The organism is Gluconacetobacter entanii, from assembly GCF_013155425.1.
GTDB lineage: Bacteria > Pseudomonadota > Alphaproteobacteria > Acetobacterales > Acetobacteraceae > Novacetimonas > Novacetimonas entanii.
Genome location: NZ_JABJWD010000170.1, coordinates 1 through 1,683, shown reverse-complemented (window position 1 = coordinate 1,683; position 1,683 = coordinate 1). Strand labels below are relative to the sequence as shown.

Annotated in this window: 1 protein-coding gene; it reads left to right on the top strand. The window is 61.8% G+C overall.

Annotated features, from left to right (window positions below; translation table 11 throughout):
- Window positions 1-1,434: dihydrolipoyl dehydrogenase (gene lpdA, locus HNH97_RS17680; RefSeq protein WP_171791763.1), on the top strand; the 1,434-nt coding region annotated here is incomplete at its 5' end.
- Window positions 1,435-1,683: the final 249 nt, after the last annotated feature.

Sequence of the window (1,683 nt, the reverse complement as noted above, 5' to 3'; positions counted from 1 at the left end):
GCGGCGCCCGCCCCCGCCGCAACGCCTGCTGCCGCCCCCCCGGCGGAGACGGATTACGATGTCATCGTGATCGGTGCCGGTCCCGGCGGTTATGTCTGCGCCATCCGCGCGGCACAGCTTGGCTTCAAGGTGGCCTGCGTTGAAAAGCGCGCGACCCTTGGCGGCACGTGCCTCAATGTCGGGTGCATCCCGTCCAAGGCGCTGCTGCAGCAGTCCGAGAACTTCCACGCCGCCAAGGATGAATATGCCGACATGGGCATCATCATCGACAGCGTGAAGCTTGACCTCAAGCGCATGATGGCGCGCAAGCAGTCGGTGGTCGATGCCAACGTCAAGGGCGTCGAGTTCCTGTTCAAGAAGAACAAGATCACCTGGCTGAAGGGCGAGGGCCGTGTCGAGGGCACGGGCCGCATCACCGTTAACGGCAAGCCCGTGACGGCGAAGCACATCGTCGTCGCCAGCGGCAGCGACAGCGCCGTGCTGCCGGGTGTGGAGGTCGATGAAAAGCAGATCGTGACCTCGACCGGTGCGCTGGAACTGTCCGCCGTGCCGAAGAAGATGGTGGTGATCGGTGGCGGTGTGATCGGCCTCGAACTCGGCAGCGTGTGGCATCGCCTCGGGGCGGAAGTCACGGTGATCGAATATCTCGACCGTCTGGTGCCGGGCACGGATAACGAGATCGCCAAGACGTTCCAGCGCATCCTGACCAAGCAGGGCCTGCAGATGAAGCTGGGCCACAAGGTGACGAAGGCCGTCAAGGGGCCGAAAGGCGTCACCCTGACGGTGGAACCGTCGGCCGGTGGTGCGGCGGAAACGCTGGACGCGGACATCGTGCTGGTGGCGATCGGCCGTTCGGCGGCGAGCAAGAACATGGGCTTGGAAGAAGCGGGGATTGCGCTGGACAAGCGTGGCCGCATCGTGACCGACGCCCATTACGCGACCAACGTGCCGGGCATCTATGCCATTGGTGACGTGATCGCAGGCCCGATGCTGGCGCACAAGGCCGAGGAAGAAGGCGTTGCGGTGGCCGAACTGCTGGCCGGTCAGGCCGGGCATGTCAATTACGGTGCCATTCCCGCCGTTGTCTATACGTGGCCGGAAGTCGCGACCGTGGGCAAGACCGAGGAAGTGCTGAAGGAAGAAGGCGTTGCCTACAAGGTTGGCAAGTTCCCCTTCACCGCCAATGGCCGTGCGCGCGCGATCGGCATGACCGACGGGTTCGTCAAGGTTCTGGCCGATGCCAAGACCGACGCGGTGCTGGGTGTGCATATCATTGGCCCGATGGCGGGCGAACTGATTGCCGAATGCACCATGGCGATCGAATTCGGCGCATCGTCCGAAGATATCGGCCGTACCTGCCATGCGCATCCCACGCTGAGCGAAGCTGTCAAGGAAGCTGCCCTCGACGTGGAAAAGCGTGCCATCCACATCTGATCCGCCTGTCGGGGTGGGGCATGCTGTCCCATCCCACACGGGATGTAAGAAAAAAGCCTTCCCATGGTCCGGGTCACCCCGTCCGTGTGGAAGGCTTTTTTGGTAGAAGGCTGTAAATTTCAAAAAGTTTTTGGGTGCCGCCTTTTTTCAAAAAGGCGGCGTCTTTCGAAGCTTTTTGGGGTCTGTTGGGAATTAACGCGAATTGATGATTGCGGCGGTGAGATAAATCATCGCTGCGAATGATCTGTC